Source organism: Actinoplanes sp. NPDC019969 (assembly GCF_055562375.1).
The window spans coordinates 14199-35619 of sequence record NZ_JBVHFK010000005.1; the positions used below are offsets into that span (position 1 = coordinate 14199).

A 21421-nucleotide genomic window follows, 5' to 3' on the forward strand; every position below is an offset into this window, starting at 1 on the left:
CCCATGCATCGATGATCTACGTTCTACTGCAGAGGGTAGCGTGAGGATCATTTTCTGTAAGCCTGGTCCCGGCGGCGCGAGCGAACTCCACCTGCTCCCCGTCCGACTTCATCGTGGCGGTGCTCCGTCGCCGCGGTCACCTCGCCCTCGGTGGGTTCTTCGCACTGCGCCACTTGCTCGCGGGTCTGTGGCGCGCGGCCGTCACCGCGTGGGTGCGGCGACGCCGCGAAGGATGATGTCGAGGCAGGCGTCGAAATAGTCCGCGCCGGACGGCTGCCGTCCGTGCAGGTCGGTGAGCACGCGGCGAATGGTCGGCACCTGGTCCGGGCCGAGGGCGGCCAGCCGCCGGCCCATCGGATCGGTGTCGGCCGGCACGGTGCCGGCGGCCGGATCCGCGCTGCTCGGGGACAGTGCCAGCGCGTACCCGTTGACGAAGTCGACCAGGGTCCCAGCGGCCACCACGATCTGTGCCGAGCTCAGGCCGGCGGACTCGAAGGCGGCGTACAGCGGCTCGCTGATCAGAATCGTGGCGTCCGAGGCCGCGGCGCTGTCGGTGACGATCTGCAGCACCAGATGGGGATGGGCCAGCGCCAGGTCGCGGTAGTCGCGGGCCCAGACGCGAACTCGGTCCGCCCACGGCCCGTCGGCGGGGGTGGGCGGCATGGTGGCGAAAACGGTTTCGACCAGCCCGGCCACGATCGCCGCCTTGTTCGGCAGGTGGTGGTAGATCGACATGGCGTCGACCCGGAGCCGGGCGGCCAGCCGCCGCATGCTCAGCGCTTCGATGCCGTCCTCGTCGACCAGCGCGAGAGCGGCCTCGAGGATCGCCGGCCGGGTCAGGACCGGTCGTTCGGAGCGTGGCCGCCCGGGTCGGCGGGCCGGTGGATTCTCGTTTGCCACCGCGTCATCCTACGCCGTAGGGTTAAAAACCTACGCCGTAGAATTAAGGAGCATGCTTTGAGTACGACAACGGCCTCCCGGACGGCCTGGTGGTCGGTGATCGCCCTGTGCGCGGCCCAGTTCATGCTGATCCTGGACGTGGTCATCATCAACGTGGCGATCCCGTCGATCCGCGACGACCTCGGCCTGCCCGACAGCCGGATCACCCTGGCCGCCACCGCCTACACGGTCACCTTCGGCGGACTGCTGATCGTCAGCGGCCGCGCCGGCGACCGATTCGGACAACGCGCCGTCCTGCTCGGCGGCTTCGGGGTCTTCGTCGCCGCCTCCCTGGCGGCCGGCCTCGCCCAAGCCGACTGGCACCTGTTCGCCGCCCGCGGCCTGCAAGGCGTCGGCGCCGCCATGGTGTCGGCGAACGCCCTCGCCGCGATCACCGCCGGCCTGCCCGAGGGCCCGCTCCGCAACCGGGCCCTCGGCCTCTGGGCCGGCGTCGGATCAGCCGGCGCGATCGCCGGGCAACTCATCGGCGGCACCGTCACCCACCTGCTCGGCTGGCGATGGATCTTCCTGATCAACGTGCCCGTCGGGGTGGTCGTCGTCATCGCCCTCGCGCTGCTGCTGCCCGCCGGCCACCGCAGCGGTGCCACCCGGCTCGCCGCCACACCGTCCGCCCTGCTCGTCGGCGGCCTGGTCAGCGGCATTCTGGCACTGACCTGGCTCGCCGAACCCGGCATGCGCACCGCCGCCATCACCGCCGGGCTCCTGGCCGCGGTCCTGCTCATCACCTTCGTCACGATCGACCGGCGGCACCCGGCGCCGCTGCTGCGACTCGACCTGCTCCGCAAACCCGGTGTGCGAATCGCCAACGCCACACTGCTGCTCAACGCCGGAGCGCTCGGCGCCACCATGCTGTTCGTGACGCTCTACCTGCAGCAGGGCCTCGGCTGGTCACCGCTGGCCGTCGGCATCGCGTTCGCCCCGATCACCCTGCTCATCCTGCTGCTGTCACCGCGGGTGGCGGCCCTCGTCCCGCGAGCCGGTGTGCGCACCCTGCTCACCGCCGGGCTCGTCCTGCTCGCCGCCGGAGCCGCACTGCTGGCCCAGATGCCGGCCGACGGCACGTACCTGATCGATGTCCTGCCGGGCATGCTGCTGCTCGCGCTCGGCAGCAGCCTCGCCTACGCCCCCACGTTCATCGCCGCTTCCAGCGGAGTGGCCGCCGAGGAACACGGCGCCGCTTCCGGGCTGATCAACACATCCCAGGAGGCCGGCGCCGCCCTCGGGATCGCCGTCCTCGGCGTCGTCGCGAGCTGGCCCGCCGGCGACGGCACCGGCCATCGGGCCGGACTGCTCGGCGCTGTCGTCCTGTTCACGGTGGCCGCCGCGACGGCCCTGCGAACCCCGGCCCGGCTGGGCCGCACCACCTGAGAAACGGCACGCCTTCGGTCCCGTCCATCCCGGACCGATTGCCCGGTCGGGCATCCCAAGGCTGTCGAGGGACGCCCGGCCACCACCACATGTCCGAAAACCCCTGACGACCGGCACGACCAGCGCACGCTACTGAGGGTGGCCTTGTCCCCGATCAACATGCTCGCGGCCAGCACCGCCTGCTGTGCGCGGTCGTGCTCGGCCTCAGGCGCCTGCTCGGCAACGCACCGATCCGGGCTGTCTCGTTCGGTGTCGCCGCCGCGTGCGCAGCCGGTCGGCGCGCCATGCCACTCGAACCGCTTCGCCGACCAGACCTGGCAATTCGGCGAAAACCCCAGCACGCCGGCGTCCGCCCGCGCCCTCCAACCGGCTTCACCCGGGCGCCTTCAACGTGTTCGTGGAGGAGGCAAACCTCTTTACCGCGCATTCCGGCCGGCCTCCGCGGACGCGCCGCGTTGGGTGTACCGATCGGAGACCCGGCTCGTGGAGGAGTTGATCGCGAAGAATCCGGAGCTGGCCGGTTCGGCGAATGCTGGCGATGTCGCGGCGTGTATGAACGCGCGGGACATGGTGGTCGTCCGCGGCCACGGCACTGTGGTGATCGGGGATGCCGCCGGTGATCCGCCGAATCCTTCCACTGTCGATGCGGTGCAGGTGGACGGCTTCCCGGCCGAGAATGCGGTGCCAACCGAGTCACCGGTGGGTGAACACATCCGGCACCGCGCCGACGGTGTCAGCCGAGGACGGGCCAGCAGACGATCGCCATTGCGGAATGGCCTGGAGTTCGAGAAAGCCCAGGTAGCACAAAACCCCATCCGATCTTGCGACGAGCGCGAAGATCGATATGGGGTTTAACGTGTCCGAGGCCCAACACTCGTGACGCGCACACGGCGGTCGCCGTAAGGAAACTGACGTTGAATTAACAAGCAGCAATTCCGTCCCGACCTGAAGGCGATCGAATCATCCGCCCGACTGCGTACCCAGGGCGGCCCTAAGCTGCAGAGACGTACCCCAGGAGCGCTCTTCTCAAGCCGATTCGGTCTAGTCAGGGTGGAACTGGTTAGCTTAGCCCTCACAAGGCATCATCGACCTTCCATGTCTTGCCCACGCCGGACGAACGAGACAGGTCATGACCCCGGATCCGCTAATCACGATAAATTCAATACACTATGGTAAATTATTTTATCTCCATATATCACGGTGTTTTGCCCGGCGTTCTCGGACCTCGGGCAGGCCGAGGGGTGCCGTATGGCGACTCCAAGATCCATCGTTCTTCCTCCTGACTTCGGCTCTCACGTCCCGTACCATATCGATGCATGGAGCCTCTCGCTAAGCTCGCTGGAAGCGTTGTAGCGCCTGCGGTCCGATGGTGGCTATCCGATCGCAAGAAGGCAGCCGAAAGGTCGATGCAACTGTCAAACCTGATCGATATTAAGATAACTGACAATTATCGCCGTCGTGAGATTCGACGAGAAATTGACGCTCTGGCCGATGTTGTCGAGGAGCGCTTGGCGCCGCTACTGCGCAACGAATTTAGTGACCTTCCGAGGAATGAGCAACGTGCGGCCATCATGGCAGTTGCCGACACCTTCGCAAAGGCGAACTTGAATGATGAGGCGCTATTCCTTGTCGACATGAAGCCTGAAGTGCTTAGTCGACAACTGGCGGAAAGCATTTCTTCCTCGGCTCGTAAAGAGTCACTCAGCGAGTCTGGAACACGTCTATATGAAGTGATGCTATCAGAGTGTTGCACCTGCTATGTGCGCTTTGTGCAGCAGTTGGCGCCTTTTCAGCCACGAGCTATCAGCGAGTTGTTATCCCGAGTATCCGGAATGGCCGCCCGGTTAAACGAAGTACTTGTCCGTGTGCCAGTTCGGTCGCTAGATTCCCAATTTGGATCCGACTTCGATGACGACTTTAAGGGCCGGTACCTTGCGCTGGTACAGGAGTCGTTGGAGTCGATCGAGCTATTCGGGATCGATACTCCTAATTTCAAGGCGCGGACATCGGTCAGCATCGCATATGTCAGCCTGTCGGTTTCAACCAAGTCTTTGCCTAGTCCTCCCGGCCTGCGGCGCGATGCAAGCAGTGCAGCAAATTTCGCACCGGGTGCATTCAGTCGTGATTTGGGAGAGTCTACGGAGCGTCCCCAGAATAGCGTTGAGGCCGTTTTAGCGCGGAATAGGCGAATCATGATCAGGGGCGAGGCTGGTTGCGGCAAGACCACGCTTCTGCGCTGGCTCGCTGTAAATGCGGCTAGAGATTCATGGCCGACGGCAATGGAGAAATGGCGTTCTACTGTTCCGTTCTTGATTAAGCTTCGTAGCTACGCGGGGGCGGCGCTTCCAAAACCTAGTCAATTTCTTACCGATGTCGCCGACGTGCTCACCGACATAATGCCAGATGGGTGGGTGCACAGACAACTTAGCAGCCCAAATGGACTGTTGCTTCTTGATGGCGTTGACGAGTTAGTCGCGAAAGACCGCCCGAAGGTGAGAAATTGGTTGAGGCAGATCGTGAATACTTACCCTCAGCTTCGTATCGTTGTTACAACGCGGCCGGCTGCGGCTTCAAGTGATTGGCTCAACGATGAAGGATTTCGGCCCGCAACGCTCAATAAAATGACAGCACCAGATGTACGACGATTCGTTGCTCATTGGCATGATGCGGTTCGGCACGCAGGTGGCTACCCTTGCGACGAGCGACAGCTCCCTCTTCTTGAACGATCCCTTATCGGCCGACTCGACGCTAATCCGCACTTGGCCGCGCTGGCGGCTAACCCGCTATTATGTGCAATGCTCTGCGCGCTCAATTTGGACAGGGCCGCACAGCTGCCTAAAGACCGCATCGGGGTTTACCGTGCTGCCATGGACCTGCTCCTTGAGCGACGAGAGACGATGCGCGAGATTCCAAGTTATGAAGAACTCCGCCTGGAAACAGCCGAAAAGCTATATCTTCTTCGTCACATCGCATGGCGGATGTCGATAAATGGACGCGCGGAGGAATCCAAAGATCGCGCAGAGAAACTAATCGCCGAGAAGCTCGGAACTTTATCGTCTCGCGCGGAAGAAGCGCCGAGCATTCTCGATCAGTTAGTCCAGCGTAGCGGAATAGTCAGGACTCCAGCGGAAGGTAAGATCGATTTTATCCACCGCACCTTCCAAGAGTACCTAGCTGCGGTGGAATGCGCGGACCAAGGCGACGTCGAATTCTTGGCTGAGCGCGCCCATCTTGATCAATGGCGCGACATCATAGTAATGGCCGTTGCGCTAGGAAATAGCCCGTTTCGATCTGCGCTATTGGCGATCATTGAGCGACGGGCTGCTGATGAAAGCCGTCACGCACGGACACTGAAACTCGTCCTTGCATCGTGCTTCGAAAATCTATTTGTGCCGGAACAAAATTTGCTAAATATACGCGATCGAGCCTTAGGCGATCTAGTCCCACCGAAGAGTCTTATTGAAGCTCGTACCCTCGCAACCATCGGCACTCCCCTGATTCAGCGATTGCCGGGTGAGCTGACTTCCCTGTCCGAGTCTCAAGCCGCAGCCACCATTCGAACGATTGCACTGATCAACGGGCCTGAAGCGCTAGCCGCCTTAGCTAGACATGCCCAAGACACACGCCGCCGTGTGCAGAGGGAGATTGTTTCTGCGTGGCGTTACTTCGACCCAAATCGATATTCGTTAGAGGTCCTCGGCAATGCACCTCTACAAGATGGAACCCTTCTCGTAACGGACGAGAAATTGTTGCCATATGTTGCAAATCTGGCTCGCTTGCAATCTCTGCGAGTTGAGCTGAAGCACTGTCGCACGCTAGACGCTCTTCGCGGACTTCCGCACTTGCATTCCTTGAAGGCGGAGGGATCCTTCTCTAATTTGCAAGCCTTGATGGAGCATACGGATCTAACTAGCGCGGAGTTGTATACCGATGCGAAGCTTCATAACCTTAACCCTCTGTCCAAGCTCGAAAAACTGAGGATCCTGCGGTTGGACCAAAGAAAGCTTCTCAAAGACCTTGGATTCATCGAGGTCTGGCCTGATCTCGAACAATTGACGTTGCGAAATGTTGAAAATATCGCCGCGCGAAACGCTATCTCCGGCTTGAAGAAACTAAAATACCTAAGTATTTATGATTGCAATAGGTTCGATCCGAGTGTCATTGCCTCGACGCCGGTCATCTACCTTAGTATTAGGGTTAAGCAGCTAACCGGCGGCTTTGAGGCACTGGTTATGGCATGCGGTTCCGTTACGGCTTTGGCAGTTGCGGGGATGCTGGTTGAAAACGGAATACAGGCGGTTGCGCAGTTGCAGAACCTCTCCTCGCTAACGCTCAGTAACGCTAATATCGACGATCTCTCATTCGTTGCGCGGCTACAGAACCTGCAACAGTTGTTGCTCTGGGATTTGCCACAGATTACGGACCTATCTTTTGTGCATAAAATCCCTGGATTGCGTCAGCTCATAATTCCTGGGTTGGCAAAGCATTTAAACATTGGTTCATTGGCTAATCTGCATGCGGGCATCTATGCAGACTTCGAAGAGATTCCGTTGTATTCTGCAGAGGGTATTTCGGCGAAAGGTTGGTAGCGGCCGACCCGCCACCCGCCGGGCGTTCACTACGCCCGGCTAACCGCCCTTTCAAACACTCACTTAGTACCGGACGTCCGGCGAATCGCCTTTGGGTGGTTCCTGCGACGTCCGAGGACGCGAAGATGCGGCAGGACGTCCTGGTGGAACCGGTCGTCCTGCCTTGCTTCAGAGTGCATTGTTAGGACCAGCCGGTATTCAGGTTGAGGGATGAATTGGGACACCGGTGGCTGAGGACCCCGGCCGTCCGTGTGCAGGTTCCGGGCGGTCGGGCTGTCCTACGACGGTGGTGCCTCGGCCGACCCTTGCTGGATGTCACGGATGGCGGAGCGTGCCGTGTCCGTAGATCGGAGTGGTTGTCTTGGAAGGAAGCGTTCCTGAGGCTGTCCTCCGAATCTTCGCCGGCGGCGACGCAACCCCCGTGTCGGATCCGATGCCGGATCTTGTCGGAACTTACGAAATCAGGCATCTGCTTGGTGTCAGCCGTCAGCGTGCGTTCATGGTTTCCTGCCGGGACGGGTTTCCTAAGCCCGTCGCAGAGCTTGCATCGGGCAGGATCTGGCTTAGGGATGATGTCGTCGCCTGGATGAGGTTGCATCGTCCGGAGGCCTACGCGCGGATCACGCAGCGCCAGGCCGAGGGGTTGTGATGGACCCCGGAGTTCGGAGCGAGGGTGTCTACCTCGGTCGTGTGGTGCTTGAGAGAATCGGGCAGGCCGAGCGGGACCTCTATGAACATCTATCGGTCACCGCCGATGGCCTATGCGCCGCGTGCAGGGAGCCGGAGCCGTGCCGAGCCCGGTACGACGCCTTTCGGTTTCTCAATCGGTACGGCGTTCTACCGAGGCGGCGGCCCGGTGCGGCTGGCGTCACCGCGTCCGCCGCTCAGACTTTCAACGGCTTTGCTGCGTCCCAGACTCGCTCGAAGGCTGCGATGTGAGTCGATGCCATGCCGTCGCTTGTACTGCCGGCCAGGTGGAGAACTGGTGCGTGTGCGGCGGGGCTGCCGTAAACGTGGGGGTTGACGAGCATTTCGTCGTCGGCGCGGCAGAGGGAGTTGTAGAGCACCGTGTCGTGCAGGCGTAGGGCGATGCCGGGAACGCCCGTGAACGGTTGGAGGTTGACGAGGGCGGTGCGGATGCGAGCGCTCATGCCGGCTCCGATTCGTTCCTCGGTTCCGCGGTTGGCGATGTGTCGGCCGTCCGGCGCGCCGAGGGCGATGCGTACGCGGACGCCGTTCCGTGCCTTCTCGTGCAGCAGGGAGGGCACCGAGGCGTCCTCGGCGAGGAATAGCGCGCTGTACGCGAGGATGTCGATCTCGCGCTCGGCGCGGCTGAGAAGGCGAGCCCAGGCGTCCGAAGGCACGGAGGAACGGTGCGGATAGACGATGCGCACCTCGACAGCCATTGGAGCGGCTGTCTGGGGACGGGGCAGGTTGGGCCACAGGTCGTAGGCCGTCCACCCGGTGAGTTGCACCAGGGCGTCGCGGTGGCGGGGGTAGGGCATGCGGCCGCTGGTCCACCGTTGGACGGTTTTCGGGTCGACGTTGAGGCGTGCTGCGACGTCGATGACGGTGAGCCCGGCGCTGTGGAGCGCTCGGGCGAGTGGGTGGTTCACGCAACGACTCCCATCGCTGGCGAGAGCGTCATCGTAGCCAAGAAGTCCCTAGACGTCCTAGCGCTGCGGTTCACCTTCCGTCACCGACCGCGAAGAATCGGCTCCAGCGGCGAGAGTCGGGACGGATGGCGGACGGCGGTATCGATGAGCGATCAACCAGGTGATGAGGCCGCGCAGACGTCGGCTGACCGCTTGGCGCTGGCACTTGAAGAGGCTGGCTTCGACGTCGGCCAAGAGTTTCCCGCACTTCATCACGCCGTGGGCCGACGAGGAACAGCGGTGGTGCGGGTCGGCGATATCTCGCCGTCAGTCGCGGACCGGCTTGCTGAGGTGCTCGCCGGATCGGCTCCAACGAGGGAGTCCGGCGACCTCGGTACATGACCTGCGGTTGCTACGAGGGCGGTCGCATAGTCTGCCTATGTGGATCAGGTGGAGCGTGCCCGTAACCTTGCGCATCGGTTGCTGGCGGAGTCGATCCCGCGCCGGTGGGCACATAGTCAGGGTGTGGGGCGTAAGGCCGAATCGGTCGCTCACCTGGTCGGCGCTCAGGCGTCGGCGTTGGTGGCGTCGGCCTGGCTCCACGATGTCGGCTACGCACCCGACCTCGTCGTTACCGGCATGCATCAGCTCGACGGCGCCCGCTACTTACGAGACGTCGCCAAGGCGGACAACCTGGTCTGCCGGTTGGTCGCGCATCACTCGTGTGCGCACATCGAGGCCCGGAACCGCGGATTGGCCGAGCAGCTTGCGAGCGAGTTTCCGCCGGTGGGGAAGCTGCTGTCGGATGCGATCACCTATGCGGACATGACGACTACCCCGGACGGCGAGCCTGTCGAGGTCGAGCAACGCCTTGCCGAGATTCTGTCCCGCTACGGTGACGGCGACCTGGTCGCCGAGTCCATCCGAGAGGCGAGTCCTCTGATCATCGGGTCGGTTCGGAGGGTGTCCGCGTTGTTGGCGGCAGGTTAGGGCGCGTCGGCACGAGTGAGTGAGCCCTGTTCGTCGCGGCTCCAGCGGCGGCCGGCGCTGTCGAGAAACTCGATCTGTACGGGTTCGGGCTCGACGTACGTGCGTAGCCACTCCGCCGGGGCGGGGCGTTGAATGGTTCGGCCGGGTGGGACGAGGCCGACGAACTCGGAGTGGGACTCTTCGTCGCCACGGGCGGGCAGCGGGAGTTCCACCTCGTAGATCGGCATGTCACTGGCGTTGTGGATGTGGAAGGCCAGTTCCCGGCCGCCATCGGTCTTGCGGGTGAGTTCGACCCACGCACTGATGCGTTCGGCCTGGGCACGGCGGTCGTCCTCGGCACGGTCGGCCTCGCGCCGGTGCTCGCGGCGCAGCAACGTGAACCCGACGATGAACGCGCCTACCGTGCCGATCGCCGCGAAGCTGTCGGCGCCGGCGCCGACCCAGTCGCTATCCAAGGTGAACGCTGTCGGGCGCGGTGAGGTACTGCTCGATCCGCATCCGCATCGATCGGTCCATCGGCAGTGCGGCGACTTCTGCCGGGGGCACCCAGCGGACCTCGGTCGATTCCGCGCTCGGCGTCGGTGTGCCGCCGATCGGGCGGGCGGTGAAGACGATCGAGAACTCCTGTCTGGCCTCGTTATTGCTGGTGTACAGGATGATGTGGCGCGGGTCGGTGTAGATGCCCACGAGGCCGGTGATCTCGACGTCGATCCCGGTCTCTTCGGCGGTCTCCCGAATCGCGGTCTGCGGTAGCGACTCGCCCAGGTCCATGCCGCCGCCGGGGAGAGCCCAGTTGTCGTTGTCCGAGCGGCGGATCATCAGGATCTCGCCGACCTCGTTGACCACGACGACGTTCGCCGCGGGCACGACATTGTTCGCCGCCGGTGCTTCAGGATCGTCGTAGTAGTCGATGCGTCGTCCCACGATTCGTCTCACTCCACCGGTGTCGCGTCGGCCCAGACGCGCTCGAAGCTGTCCAGGTACGTGGTCACCATGCCACCGCCGGCGACCCGCCGTAGGTGCAGCACCGGCGCTTGAGCTGCGGTGAAGCTGTAGATGTGGGTGTTGACCAGGAGTTGATCGTCGGCGCGGTAGATCGAGTTGTAGAGCACCGTGCGGTGCAGCCGGAACTCGATGCCGTCGATGTCGAGCAACGGCCGGTACATCACGAGCGCGTTCTTGATCTTCGCGGCCTGGACCTCGTCCACGCCCTCATCCGCGCCGCGCTGGGCGACAGCCTCACTGTCCGGGTCACCGAGCAGGATGCGTACGCGTACGCCCGCATCTGCCTTTTGCCGGAAGATGCGCTGTATGCCGGCGTCCTCGGAGACGAACAGGCCGCTGTAGACCAGGACCCCGATCTCGTGCTCGGCGCTGTCGAACAGGTGCCGCCACAGTTCCGACGGGACGGTCCACCGGTGCGGGTAGATGTTGACGATCTCGCTCTCGCTGGCGCTGGCGACCTGGTCGGAACTGAGCGCGTCCGGCCACAGGTACACCTCGTCGACGCCGAGCTGCGCGGCCACCGCATACCGATGACGCCGATACGGCGTACGCCCGGTGATCCACCGTTCCACGCTCTTCGGATCGACGTTCAGCACTTCCGCCAGCGTGGCCGGAGTGAGACCGCGTTCCAACATCGCGGTACGTAGTCGCTCGTTCGGCATCGTCTTCCCGTCAGGACGTCCCGGCAGCCTGACCACCCTAACCAGACGTCTCGGACACGTCCAGCCACGACCTGATCACGTCCCGTCGCCTGATCGCACTCTCAATGGCGTCGATGCGAACCACGCATCGCCACACCGAGAGGAGATCAGCAATGGACACCCACCGCTTCACCCCCGAGGCCCCGGCCTGCCCGTGCGGCGCACAGCTCGGCGCCGGACATCCGGCCCTGTGCCGCAAGTGCGTGGCCCGCAGCCGCTGGACCCGCCGGCACCAGCCGCGCGGTAGCCACAGCGGTACCGACCGAGGCATCCGCACCCGCCGTACCCGCCGCTACCGCCGTGGTGGTGACGCATGACGATCGTCGTCTCCGCCGTCATCCTGCTCGGCGTCTTCGTCTACCTGCTCTGGCGATACGCCCGGCTGCCGCTCTGGCAGGCCGCCGTCTGCGCGGCCTTCGGCTACTTCCTCGCCTCGTCATCGGTCGGCCCCGAGATCGGCAACGGGCTGCGCGCCCTGGCCCGCTTCGTCGCCGGACTCACCCTCTGACATGAGCCCACACCCACCGGAAGGAGACCCGAACCCGCACATGACTCACGACCCGAACATCCCGCGCCCCACCCTCGACCAGGAGGCCATCCGCGCCCATCTGCACGCCGCCCGCCTCCGGGCCACCCCCACCACCATCTGGACCGCCGTCGGCGACATCCCCACCACCATCTGGACCGCCGTCGGCGACATCCCCGTCATGCTCGCCGAGATCGACCGTCTCGCCCGACTGCTCACCCGCACCCGCTGGGACTTCGCCGACCTGCTCGCCGCCGCCCGCGCCACCCTCGCAGCCCACCACGACGGCGAGGCCGACCCGCTGAGCTACCTGCGCGACGCGGTCGCCGAGTACCAGGCCTGGGAACCGCCTGACGACGGCGAACTCGCCGAATGAGGGCCTACGGACGCCGGCACCGCCGCTGGAACCGCCGCAATCCACAACCCCTGCTGTTCGTACCCGATGAGCCGTTGACCCTCGCGGCCCTGGCCGCCCTCGGCCGTGCACTGTTCCGCTACCGCTCCGAACTCGCCCCGATCACCGCCGGGATGACCTTCACGCTCGCCGGGCTGGTGCTGCACCACACCCACCCTGGGGCATGGCCGGTGATCGTGGCGGTCACTGTCGTCGCGGTACTCGCCGCCGCACTACAGGGGCTGCCCTGGGGACTCACCCGCACCGCCGAACGCGCCTACGCCGCGACAACGACCGCGGTTGCAGGAGGTTGGCTCAGCGCCGCAACAGCTCTGGGACCGGGGCGGTCGCCGTTGCTGACAGTCCTGGTCGTGGCCGTGATCGCGCTCGGCATCCCGTGGTGGGGACACCGGCGACGCCGAGCCCGAGTACGCGTGGACCGCGTCATCAACGCGTGGCCGAACCTCGCCGAAATGATCGGCCTGGCCGGATCACGGATCATGTCGGCGGTCGTGGACACCTGGGGATGGCGCGCCAGGCTCAAACTGCGACCAGGGCAGAGCGTTGCCGATGTCATCGCCCAGGTTCCGGCCATCGAATCGGCCCTCGGCACCCGACCCGGCGCGGTACGCGTCGAGCAGGACCCGGCGCACGCCGGCCGCTGCACCATGCGCGTCCTCGCCGTAGACCCGCACGCTGGCGCCATCCCGTGGCCCGGCCCCACGGCCCGCACCCTGGCGGACCCGATCGAGCTGGGTGTCTTCGAGGACGCGGCACCTGTACGCGTCGCGCTGCTCCGCCGGCACGCACTCATCGGCGGCACGACGGATTCGGGTAAGAGCGGCGTTCTGAACGTGGTCCTCGGCAACCTCGCCGCCTGCACCGACGTCGTCCTCTGGGGCATCGACCTCAAAGGCGGCATGGAACTCCGGCCCTGGGCACCGTGCCTGGCCAGGCTCGCCACCACCCCGGAGGAGGCCACCGACCTGCTCGCCGACGCGGTCGCCGTGCTCGACGCCCGCGCAGACGCCGCTGGCCGCGACAACACCCGCGTCTGGAAACCCACACCGACCGCACCGGCCCTGGTCATCGTCATCGACGAGTACGCCGAACTCGCCGACACCGCACCCGACGCCATCGGGCACGCCGAATCGATCGCCCGGCGCGGGCGCGCCCTCGCCGTCGACCTGCTCGCCGCGACCCAACGCCCCACACAGAAAGCCATGGGCGGGGGAGCGCTGCGCTCGCAGATGAGCGTCCGCGTCTGCCTACGTGTCCGGGAACGCCGCGATGTCGACCTCATCCTCGACAAGGGCATGCTCGCTGCTGGCTGGCACGCCCACACCCTCGACGCCCCCGGCAAGTTCTACGTCCTCGCCGACGGCCACGACCAGCCGCGCCGCGCCCGCGCCTACCTGGTCACCGATGATCTCGTACGACAGACCGCGGCCCGATACGCCGACCAGCGACCGGACCTCGACCCGCTGTCCCGCGCGGCCATCGACCACCAACCGAAGTCCATCGAGCCGCCGCGTCCCTCGACCGGCGACCCCGAACAGTCCCTCCTCATGGCACTTGATCAAACGCCTGAAAGCGGGCTGACCGTGCGCGAACTCATCACCATCACCGGCATGAGCCGCACCTGGGTCTACGACCGGCTCCAAGCCCACGCCGCTGCCGGGCGTGCCCGGCAAGTCGCCCGCGGGCGCTGGCGAGCCTGACCCGATCGTCCGCGCGGACGTCCGTCCGCTCGCGCGCGTCTGCGCAGATCAGCGCGCGGACGGACAACGGACGGACGACCGCGCGGACACCCCACCGTCGACCAGAAAGGAGGCCCACGATCACCACGAACGACCAGACCACAGAGGGGAGAAATCGCAGCATACGAACGTGCAAGACACTGAAAATCACGAACGCGCAGCTCAAGACGTCCCTAGACGTCCCACTGTCTGAAGCCGCCGCCGATGTGCTGTGGCGCATCATCGACCGCGCCCGCAAGACTCACCAGTCATGAGGTTCGCCTTCTACGGACGAGTGTCGACCGAGGACCAGCAGGACCCGCAGGCATCCAAAGCGTGGCAGCTTTCCCGCGCCCGCAGCCTGATCGAACCGGCCGGCGGCGAGGTCGTCGCCGAGTTCTTCGACATCGGGCTCTCACGCTCCTTGCCGTGGAAACGCCGGCCGGAAGCGACCCGACTGCTCGACGCGATCAAGAGCGCAGGCCGTAACTTCGAGGCCGTGGTCATCGGCGAACCGCAGCGCGCGTTCTACGGCAGTCAGTTCGGCATGACCTTCCCTGTCTTCGTGCACTACGGCGTCGGCCTGTGGGTGCCCGAAGTCGGTGGCGCCATCGATCCCGGCTCCGACGCCCACGATCTCGTCATGGCGCTATACGGCGGCATGAGCAAAGGCGAACGCAACCGCATCAAGATCCGCGTCCGCTCGGCGATGAAGGCACAGACTGAACTGGAAGGCCGCTACCTGGGCGGACGTCCGCCCTACGGCTATCGCCTCGCCGACGCCGGCCCGCACCCGAACCCCGGCAAGGCCGCCGAGGGCAAGCGGCTGCGCCGACTCGACCCCGATCCGGTCACCGCGCCGGTAGTGGAGCGGATCTTCACCGAGTACACCGCCGGGCGCGGCATGACCTCCATCGCGCGTGGCCTCACTCAGGACGGCATCGCCTGCCCGTCCGCCTATGACCGCGCCCGCAACCCGCACCGCACGACGCAGGTGTGGGAGACCACCGCCGTCCGCGCGATCCTGCAGAACCCGCGCTACACCGGCCGCCAGGTCTGGAACCGGGCACGCACCGATGAAGTCCTGCTCGATGTCGACGACGTCGCGCTCGGCCACGAGAACCGGCACCGCTGGAACGACCCCAGCCAGTGGGTCTGGTCCCGCACCGAGTCACACACGCCGCTTGTCAGCACCGACCTCTACGAACGCGCCCAACAAACGATCAAGAAGCGCGGCACCCGCAGCGACACCGGCAAGGCTCCGCGCCACACCGGGCATCCCTACCTGTTCCAGGGACTGATCACCTGCGGCATCTGCGACCGCAGAATGGTGGGCAACCCGAATCACGGCCGCCTCTACTACCGCTGCACGGCGAGCCGCGACTTCGTGCGCCAACGGGAGATCAGCCACCCGCCCGCGCTGTACTTGCGCGAGGACGCGATCATCCGCCCGATCGAAACGTTCCTCCGCGAGGAACTCACCGGACCACGACTGGCCGACAACATCCAGCGTGTGGCCGACGCGCAGTACCGCGCCGCGCTCGCCGCCCACGACTCGGCCGGCGAGATCGACAAGCTCCGGCAGACGATCGCCGACGCGGACGCCAAGATTGACCGCTACCGGGCGACGCTCGACGCCGGTGGTGACCCGGCTCTCATCGCCGGATGGATCAGCGAGACCACCATGATCAAGAAGGCCGCCCAGGCGAAACTCGGGCTCACCGAAGCGCCGCCGCAGCGAATGACCAGCGACCAACTCGACGCCATCGCCGGCGCCTTCAACGACCTGCTCCGGCTGCTCCGCGGCGCGGACCCGCGCGACAAGGCCGAGCTGTACAGCCGGATCGGCCTACGGATGACCTACCAACCAGGCCCGGAAACACTGATCGCCGAGGTTTCCACCCCGGCGAGTTCTCGTGTCTTTGATTGGTGTCCGAGGGGGGACTTGAACCCCCACGTCCGATAAAGGACACTAGCACCTCAAGCTAGCGCGTCTGCCATTCCGCCACCCGGACCGGTGTTTGCTCGTACAGCTTAGCGGGAGCGTCTGCCAGGCTTTCACCTGGGTTTCGGCTGCCCGGTCGGCCGCACGGACAGAACTATATACGGCCGCCGGGTGGGGTCTCAGCGGGGGTGGGAGGCCGTGCTCACGGAGATCGAGTGTGGCGTTGGGCGGGCGAACGGGGGAGCATGGCGGACGTGTCGCAGCCGTCCCCTCTCGTTCCAGTCCTTGACCGTGCGCGTGGCCTGATCGCGGCCGGCTCTCTTGATGCAGCGGAAGTGCTGCTCAAGCGGGCGGTGGAGATCGGGCGGGACAAGCTCGGGGAGGACGATCCGGATGTGCTGACCGCGCAGCGGGAGCTGGCGGGCGTCTATCTGCGTCTCGATGATCCGATGGCGGCGCGGCGGGAATTGGAGGACGCGTACGCGGCGGGGATCTGGAAACTCGGCGACAGTGATCCGCTCATGCTGCACATTTCGCACGACCTGGGGGTCGTTGCGGAGGAACTCGGCAACAAGCATGAGGCGCGGAAGTCGTTCGGCAGGGTTCTGGCGCATGGGCCCGCGGTTCTCGGGGATGGGCACGCGTTCATCGCGCGGGCGCGGACCTATCTCGGTGAGGATCCTTCGGGGGCGACGGCGCTACTGCAAATCGTGCCCACTCCGGCCCCCGCACCCAGCCCCGAGCCGGGTCCGGCCCCAGAACCGGGCCCTGAACCCGCTCCCGCCCCGGGGCCTGCGCCGGCGCCGAGCCCTGCGCCTGCTCCGGCTCCAGCGCCCACGCCTGGCCCCGGTCCCAGCCCGGCCCCTCCGCCTGGCCCAGCACCGGCACCGACACCAGCACCTGAGCCGACCCCTGCGCCGGGGCCGGTCCCCGCGCCGAGCCCGACACCTGCGCCCGCCCCGAGCCCGACGCCTGCCCCGAGCCCGACACCTGCGCCTGCCCCGAGCCCGACACCTGCGCCTGCCCCGAGCCCGACACCTGCGCCCGCCCCAAGCCCGACACCTGCGCCTGCTCCAAGCCCGGCGCCCGCGCCCGCCCCAAGCCCGGCACCGTCGCCCGCACCGAGCCCTGCGCCTGCGCCCGCCCCCAGGCCCGCACCCGACCCGGCGCCGGTGCCCGGGCCGCATCCGCCTCAGCCTGAACCCGACCCGGTCCCCGGGCCCTACCCGCCTCGGCCCGCGCCCGGCCCCGTGCCGGGTCCATACCCGCCACGGCCCGCACCCGGCCCGGCCCCGCTCCCGTCGTATCCGGCCCCCACACCGGTTCCCGTTCCGCCGCGTCCGGGACCCGCGCCCTACCCCGGCCCGCAACCGGGACCGCAGCCGAACCCGGGACCGCAGCCGTACCCCGCCCCGAACCCCTACTACGCGACCCCTCAGCCGCAACCACAGCCGTGGGCGCCACAGCCGCATTCGGTTGTCCCGTACCCCCAGGAAAGGACCGGGAGCAAGGGAAGCCGCGCCGTCGCGATCACCCTGACCGCCGTCGCCACCCTGGTTTCCGCGCTCGCCGTCGGCGCGCTCGTCGTCGTGCTCGCCGACCGTTCGCAGAAGAGTGAGCCGGAAGCGGCGCCGACGACGACCGAGGCGACCGGGCCGCAGAACTCCGGCGCCGCGCCGACCGGGGTGACGATCGTGGACCGGGGGACGTCGGTGCGGATCGGCTGGAAGGACCCGACCGGCGGCAAGTACGGGTTCATGGTGTCGATGGGGCGCGCCGGCCAGCAGCTGAAACCGGTGGCGCAGGTCGGGCCGGGGAAGACCCAGACGGACGTGATCGGCCTGCAGCCGTCGTTGCAGTACTGCTTCGTGGTGGTGGCCGTCTACTCGACGGACGATTTCGGCACTTCGACACAGGTGTGTACGGAGCGTAAATAACTTATCCACAGCGGTGCGGAGCGGGTACGCGCGATCGACGCGGGTTCCCTATGATGGCCTGCGTCCCGCCAGGCGAGCCGCAAGGAGGACGACCACTGTGACCAGCGCAGATGCCACCAAGGTGGCGGGCCGTGGGCGACGGGTGCCCAGCCGTGGGCAACTGGTCACGATGGCGACGGTCCTCGTCCTGGTGGCCGGTTTGGGGCTCACCGTCCGTGGCCTGGGGGCCGCCGACGAGGCGCTGGCCAGCTTCGATGCCTCGTCGTGGGTGTGGAGCCGGGGCAAGGCGGAGATCGCCCGGATCAACGGGCCGAACGCGAAGGTCGACACCCGGGTCAACATCGGCCAGGCGTTGCGCGGTCATTCGCTGCAGGTCATCCAGAGCGACCGTTACGTGCTGCTGCGTGACGTCAACACCGGTGCGATCGGCTCGATGGACCTCACCGACCTGCAGGCGTTCTGGAACGGGACGTCGCAGGCCGGGCGCGGGGTGAGTGTGGCCCTGCACGAGGACGTCGCCTTCGTGGTGGACGCGGTGCAGGGCAAGGTGCAGCAGGTGGAGCCGGCCGGTCTGCAGCCGGTGGGGGAGGCGCTGCAGTTCCCGCCGGGGATCAGCGGCGGCCTGTTCGACGGGTCCGGCCTGCTGTGGATCGCCGCGCCGTCGGAGGGCACGGTCACCGCGATCCGGCCGAGCGAGGATTCCGCGGGGCCGGTGGTGGTGCGCAGCGACGCGGTCGCGGGGCCGAGCCACGACCTGGCGGTCAGCGCGATGGACAAGGGTGTCGCGGTCCTCGACCGGACGACGAACGCGCTGGTCAAGGTCGACGAGAAGGGCGCCGGCCAGCCGACGACGCTGCCGCTGGAGGGGCTGGGCGAGCTGCCGCCGCGCACCGACGGGGAGACGATCGTCGTCACGGTGCCCGCCGACCGGAAGGTGTTCACGATCAACGCGGCCGGGGTGCGGGACGTGACCGTCCCGGCCGGCGGTGACCTGCGGCCCGCGGTGGCCTATCAGGGGTACGTCTACGTGCCGGAGAACGACGGCACGGTGCACGTCTTCGACCAGAACGGGCAGCGGAAGAAGCCGATCGACATCCCGCGCCCGGGCGGCGACCTGGAGCTGGACGTCCGGGAGAACCACCTGTTCATCAACGCGCCCGGCACCTCGACGGCCCGCGTGGTCGACGACAAGCACACCGTCCGGGTGGTCGACAAGTACGACAACGACGTCCTCGGTGGCGACCCGCCGCCGGTGAAGCCGCAGCAGGACCAGCCGAAGCAGGAGGAGAAGCCGAAGAAGCCGGTGGCCGGCAAACCGGGCGCGCCCCGGAACGTGCGGGCCGCCGCGGGCAACGCCGAGGTGCGGGTCAGCTGGCAGGCCGCCGCGGCGAACGGCGCCGACATCACCCGGTACGTGGTCGCCGGCGCGGGCAAGATCTTCCAGGTCGGCGCGGACCAGCGGTCGCTGCTGGTGACGGGCTTGGTCAACGGGCAGTCGTACAGCTTCCAGGTGCACGCGGTGAACCGGAAGGGCGACGGCCCGGGCCGGATGAGCAACGCGGTGGTCCCGACCGCCGAGGTGCCGGATCCGCCGGGCACGCCGGTGGCCGAGGCGAAGAACGACGGCACGGTCACTGTCACCTGGCCGGCCGCGAACGGCCAAGGGCGGACGATCACGCGGTACGCCGTGACAGCGGTCACCGAGGGTGGCACCGCGCCGGTCGGTGAGGCCGCCACCCCGACGCTGACCGTCCCGGCGGGGCAGCTCGAACTCGGCAAGCAGTACGCGTTCACCGTCGTCGCGGTCAACGACCGGGGCGCCGGCTCGAAGGCGTCGGCGGTCAGCAACACCGTGGTGCCGTTCAGCCCGCCCGCCAAGCCGGAGAACCTGGAGGCCGCCACCGTCGGTGACCAGGCCGGCGCGGTGAAGGTGACCTGGACTGCGCCGGTCGACAACGGGCGGGCCATCACGAAGTACGTGGTGAAGGCCGACGGCAAGGAGACCGAGGTCACCGAGACCGGGGTGACGCTGACCGGGTTCGGCGCCGGCGCGACGGTGCAGGTCGAGGTGACGGCGGTGAACGAGGCCGGCCCCGGCGCTCCCGCGACCGCCTCGGCCCGGACCGTGGCGGCGCCGACGGTCACCGTGACCGGCGTGGACCCGACGTTCAACTCGGCCAAGGTGAACTTCACCGTCAACGACGGCGGCGGCGCCGCGACCTGCACGCTGACCGTGTCGGACGGCGGCAAGGGCTCCAGTGGCGACTGCACGTCGCTGAGCGCGAGCGGGCTGAGCCCGAGCACGGCGTACACGTTCACGGTCACGGCCAAGAACGCGGCGGGCAGCGGCGAGAAGGCGGCGAACAAGACGACCGAGGCCCTGTACGGCACCGCCACCTGCATCAACGGTGACACGGGGGACCAGAGGACGTACTGCGACAAGGACGTCGACGGGCGTAACGGCAACGAGATCTTCAAGGGCGTCAAGCAGGACGACGACAACCAGGCCGGCTGGGTGGCGAACGGCACGCGGCTCAAGACGTACTGCAAGAAGTCGGGCGAAGAGGTGTTCGCCTTCGTCTACAACAAGAACAAGAGAAGCACGTGGTGGATCCAGGTGGACTACAAGGGCAAGACCTACATCCCGTGGGCGTGGCTGAACCTCGACGGTGGGGACGACCTCGCGGATCTGCCGAAGTGCTGACCCCGGCCCACGTCCAGGGGTTCGCCGACGTCGCCGCGCAGCTCGCGGCACGGATCGGGACGGTCGTGCTCGGCAAGCCCGAGGTGGTCCGGCTCACCCTGACGGCGATGTTCGCGCAGGGGCACGTGCTCCTGGAGGACGTGCCCGGCGTCGGCAAGACCACCCTGGCCCGGGCGCTCGCCGCGTCGATCCACGGGCAGTGGCGGCGCATCCAGTTCACGCCCGACCTGCTGCCCTCCGACGTGTCCGGCGTGACCGTGTTCAACCAGGGCACCCGTGGATTCGAGTTCCACCCCGGGCCGGTCTTCGCGAACCTGGTGATCGCCGACGAGATCAACCGGGCGTCGCCGAAGACCCAGTCGGCGCTGCTCGAGGTGATGGAGGAGCGGCGGGTCACCGTGGACGGTGTGCCGCATCCGGTGCCGCAGCCGTTTTTGGTGGTCGCCACCCAGAACCCGGTCGAGATGGACGGCACCTACCGGCTGCCCGAGGCGCAGCTCGACCGGTTCCTGGTCAAACTGTCCGTCGGCTACCCGTCCGAGGACGTCGAGATCGAGGTGCTGCGCGGCGCGGCGGTCCGGTCACCGGACACCCTCGACCCGGTCACCGACACGAACATGATCGGCGAGATGACGCGGATGGTCGCGGCGGTGCACATCGCGGACCCCCTTTACGCGTACGCCGTACGCCTGGCCGCCGCCACCCGCAACCACCCGCAGGTCCGGGTCGGCGTCAGCCCCCGCGGCGTGATCGCCCTGACCCGCGCCGCGTCGGCGTACGCGCTGATCAACGGCCGTGGCTACGTGCTCCCGGAGGACTTCAAGGACCTGATTGAACCGGTCTTCGCGCACCGCGTCCTGCTGTCCGCCGACGCCCAGCTGCGCGGGGTCACCCCGGCCGACGTGCTGGCCGACGCCCTGCGTGCCATCCCGGTGCCGCTGCCCGACCAGCACGTCCCGGCCTGATCC

Annotated in this window: 16 protein-coding genes, 1 tRNA gene and 1 pseudogene; 12 read left to right on the forward strand and 6 right to left on the reverse strand. The window is 66.8% G+C overall.

Annotated features, from left to right (window positions below):
* Nucleotides 1–201 precede the first annotated feature (201 nt).
* Nucleotides 202–900, reverse strand: a complete 699-nt coding sequence (locus tag ACZ3II_RS16115) for a TetR/AcrR family transcriptional regulator (protein ID WP_465518431.1) — start codon at nt 898–900, stop codon at nt 202–204.
* A 57-nt stretch (nt 901–957) separates the two neighbouring features.
* Between ACZ3II_RS16115 and ACZ3II_RS16120 the strand changes: the two genes are divergently transcribed.
* The 3 genes from ACZ3II_RS16120 (at nt 958) to ACZ3II_RS16130 (ending at nt 6917) form a co-directional block, all read left to right on the forward strand.
* Nucleotides 958–2328: an MFS transporter gene (locus tag ACZ3II_RS16120; RefSeq protein ID WP_465518432.1), complete on the forward strand. Its 1371-nt coding sequence runs from the start codon at nt 958–960 to the stop codon at nt 2326–2328.
* Nucleotides 2329–2811: 483 nt separating this feature from the next.
* A complete protein-coding gene (locus ACZ3II_RS16125) occupies nt 2812–3183 on the forward strand; it encodes a hypothetical protein (protein WP_465518433.1) in 372 nt (123 codons plus the stop codon).
* Between the two features lie 461 nt (nt 3184–3644).
* Entirely contained in the window at nt 3645–6917 is a 3273-nt protein-coding gene (locus ACZ3II_RS16130) for an NACHT domain-containing protein (RefSeq protein ID WP_465518434.1), read from the forward strand.
* A gap of 884 nt (nt 6918–7801) precedes the next feature.
* Here ACZ3II_RS16130 and ACZ3II_RS16135 read toward each other — a convergent pair.
* Nucleotides 7802–8533 (reverse strand): XRE family transcriptional regulator, encoded by a 732-nt coding sequence (locus ACZ3II_RS16135; protein WP_465518435.1) that lies wholly within the window; start codon nt 8531–8533, stop codon nt 7802–7804.
* Between the two features lie 420 nt (nt 8534–8953).
* On the opposite strand from ACZ3II_RS16135, the gene ACZ3II_RS16140 reads away from it, so the two are divergent.
* Nucleotides 8954–9502 (forward strand): HD domain-containing protein, encoded by a 549-nt coding sequence (locus tag ACZ3II_RS16140; RefSeq protein WP_465518436.1) that lies wholly within the window; start codon nt 8954–8956, stop codon nt 9500–9502.
* Here ACZ3II_RS16140 and ACZ3II_RS16145 read toward each other — a convergent pair.
* Genes ACZ3II_RS16145 through ACZ3II_RS16155 form a run of 3 tightly spaced genes read right to left on the reverse strand, consistent with a single transcriptional unit; the run spans nt 9499 to nt 11103 of the window.
* Nucleotides 9499–9957, reverse strand: coding sequence for a hypothetical protein (locus tag ACZ3II_RS16145; protein WP_465518437.1), 459 nt, complete (start codon nt 9955–9957; stop codon nt 9499–9501). The genes ACZ3II_RS16140 and ACZ3II_RS16145 overlap by 4 nt on opposite strands.
* On the reverse strand, nt 9950–10426 hold the full coding sequence (locus tag ACZ3II_RS16150; RefSeq protein ID WP_465518438.1) for an NUDIX hydrolase: 477 nt from the start codon (nt 10424–10426) through the stop codon (nt 9950–9952). The genes ACZ3II_RS16145 and ACZ3II_RS16150 overlap by 8 nt, the downstream gene beginning before the upstream one ends.
* Before the next feature lie 8 nt (nt 10427–10434).
* Nucleotides 10435–11103, reverse strand: a complete 669-nt coding sequence (locus tag ACZ3II_RS16155; protein ID WP_465518439.1) for an XRE family transcriptional regulator — start codon at nt 11101–11103, stop codon at nt 10435–10437.
* 418 nt (nt 11104–11521) lie between these two features.
* Between ACZ3II_RS16155 and ACZ3II_RS16160 the strand changes: the two genes are divergently transcribed.
* From ACZ3II_RS16160 to ACZ3II_RS16175, 4 genes are all read left to right on the forward strand, one after another.
* Nucleotides 11522–11716, forward strand: coding sequence for a hypothetical protein (locus ACZ3II_RS16160; protein ID WP_465518440.1), 195 nt, complete (start codon nt 11522–11524; stop codon nt 11714–11716).
* A 40-nt stretch (nt 11717–11756) separates the two neighbouring features.
* A complete protein-coding gene (locus ACZ3II_RS16165) occupies nt 11757–12110 on the forward strand; it encodes a hypothetical protein (RefSeq protein ID WP_465518441.1) in 354 nt (117 codons plus the stop codon).
* Nucleotides 12107–13849 (forward strand): FtsK/SpoIIIE domain-containing protein, encoded by a 1743-nt coding sequence (locus ACZ3II_RS16170; protein ID WP_465518442.1) that lies wholly within the window; start codon nt 12107–12109, stop codon nt 13847–13849. The genes ACZ3II_RS16165 and ACZ3II_RS16170 overlap by 4 nt, the downstream gene beginning before the upstream one ends.
* A 289-nt stretch (nt 13850–14138) precedes the next feature.
* A complete protein-coding gene (locus ACZ3II_RS16175; RefSeq protein WP_465518443.1) occupies nt 14139–15833 on the forward strand; it encodes a recombinase family protein in 1695 nt (564 codons plus the stop codon).
* Here the strand turns inward: ACZ3II_RS16175 and ACZ3II_RS16180 are convergent.
* A tRNA-Leu gene (locus ACZ3II_RS16180) sits at nt 15795–15882 on the reverse strand. The genes ACZ3II_RS16175 and ACZ3II_RS16180 overlap by 39 nt on opposite strands.
* 175 nt (nt 15883–16057) lie before the next feature.
* On the opposite strand from ACZ3II_RS16180, the pseudogene ACZ3II_RS16185 reads away from it, so the two are divergent.
* The 4 genes and pseudogenes from ACZ3II_RS16185 to ACZ3II_RS16200 all read left to right on the forward strand — a co-directional run.
* Nucleotides 16058–16237, forward strand: a pseudogene (locus ACZ3II_RS16185) (hypothetical protein); the annotation flags it as partial.
* Between the two features lie 1164 nt (nt 16238–17401).
* The gene (locus ACZ3II_RS16190) at nt 17402–17749 is read left to right on the forward strand and encodes a fibronectin type III domain-containing protein (protein WP_465518933.1); all 348 of its coding nucleotides are present in this window, start codon (nt 17402–17404) and stop codon (nt 17747–17749) included.
* 169 nt (nt 17750–17918) lie between these two features.
* Nucleotides 17919–20453 carry a fibronectin type III domain-containing protein gene (locus ACZ3II_RS16195; protein ID WP_465518918.1) on the forward strand — a complete coding sequence of 845 codons (2535 nt, stop codon included), beginning with the start codon at nt 17919–17921 and terminating at the stop codon, nt 20451–20453.
* Complete coding sequence (locus ACZ3II_RS16200; protein ID WP_465518444.1) at nt 20447–21418, forward strand: AAA family ATPase; 972 nt, start codon at nt 20447–20449, stop codon at nt 21416–21418. The genes ACZ3II_RS16195 and ACZ3II_RS16200 overlap by 7 nt, the downstream gene beginning before the upstream one ends.
* Nucleotides 21419–21421: the final 3 nt, after the last annotated feature.

What these genes read in the sequence shown, in the direction of transcription:
- ACZ3II_RS16130 (WP_465518434.1), top strand. Translation starts at nt 3,645, where the DNA reads ATGGAGCCTCTCGCTAAGCTCGCTGGAAGCGTTGTAGCGCCTGCGGTC.
- ACZ3II_RS16160 (WP_465518440.1), top strand. Translation starts at nt 11,522, where the DNA reads ATGACGATCGTCGTCTCCGCCGTCATCCTGCTCGGCGTCTTCGTCTAC.
- ACZ3II_RS16165 (WP_465518441.1), top strand. Translation starts at nt 11,757, where the DNA reads ATGACTCACGACCCGAACATCCCGCGCCCCACCCTCGACCAGGAGGCC.
- ACZ3II_RS16170 (WP_465518442.1), top strand. Translation starts at nt 12,107, where the DNA reads ATGAGGGCCTACGGACGCCGGCACCGCCGCTGGAACCGCCGCAATCCA.
- ACZ3II_RS16175 (WP_465518443.1), top strand. Translation starts at nt 14,139, where the DNA reads ATGAGGTTCGCCTTCTACGGACGAGTGTCGACCGAGGACCAGCAGGAC.
- ACZ3II_RS16195 (WP_465518918.1), top strand. Translation starts at nt 17,919, where the DNA reads ATGGCGACGGTCCTCGTCCTGGTGGCCGGTTTGGGGCTCACCGTCCGT.